At 46.0% G+C, this 650-nt stretch carries 3 protein-coding genes; all 3 read left to right on the forward strand.

Annotated features, from left to right (window positions below; all coding sequences use genetic code 11):
* Positions 1-13: 13 nt before the first annotated feature.
* The gene (locus EEJ45_RS19140; RefSeq protein ID WP_425455460.1) at positions 14-121 is read left to right on the forward strand and encodes a helix-turn-helix domain-containing protein; all 108 of its coding nucleotides are present in this window, start codon (positions 14-16) and stop codon (positions 119-121) included.
* Between the two features lie 111 nt (positions 122-232).
* Positions 233-430, forward strand: coding sequence for a helix-turn-helix domain-containing protein (locus EEJ45_RS19145; protein WP_425455461.1), 198 nt, complete (start codon positions 233-235; stop codon positions 428-430).
* Positions 409-650 (forward strand): transposase (locus EEJ45_RS18205; protein WP_187695365.1); only part of this gene is annotated, 242 nt, incomplete at its 3' end. The genes EEJ45_RS19145 and EEJ45_RS18205, both read left to right, overlap by 22 nt.

The following is a 650-nucleotide window of genomic DNA, read 5'->3' on the forward strand; positions in this document are numbered from 1 at the left end:
GGTTCGTTTAGTAATGGAAGGAAAACTCGGCAAGGAAGTAGCTGAAATCTGCAATCTACACCGTCAATCCGTCTCGGAATATATTCGCCGTTTCAACGAAGGCGGACTGGAACGCTTATGAGATCGAAAGTTTAGCAAGGGACGCCCATGTTCGCTGACAAAAGAACAGTTGACAGAACTAAAAAAGACGGTTTTACATCAATCTCCGGAAGACTGCGGCCTCGGAACCGCTGTGTCATGGAGTGTTCCACTCATTCGTGAGCACATCCAACGCGTGTATAACGTGGAGCTGACGAGAACAGGTGTATTGCGTATGCTTTGGCGCCTTTCGCTTTCCTATACACGCCCAACTTATGTGCTCAAGAAAGCAGATCCAAAGAAACAAAAAGCATTTCGACGCCAGTTGGATTGGATAAAAAAAACGCCTTAGACGAAAATACAGTCCTTTTGTACCAAGATGAAACACACATCCGCGCCTATCAAAGCCTGCGTGCAACGTGGTCACAGTCCGGCATACAAAAACAAGTCCCGACGTATGGACATCATGCATATGTGACGGTATTCGGAACTGTTCAGGTAGGGACGGGGAAAATTGTAACATCCATTGCTTCAGAAGGGAAAAAAGAACAGTTTCTTGCCTTTTTACAGCT

This window comes from Ectobacillus antri, assembly GCF_003852715.1.
Taxonomy (GTDB): domain Bacteria; phylum Bacillota; class Bacilli; order Bacillales; family Bacillaceae_G; genus Ectobacillus; species Ectobacillus antri.

Bases quoted from the DNA above. Each gene is read 5' to 3' on its own strand.
- EEJ45_RS19140 (WP_425455460.1), top strand. From the start codon at position 14: ATGGAAGGAAAACTCGGCAAGGAAGTAGCTGAAATCTGCAATCTACAC.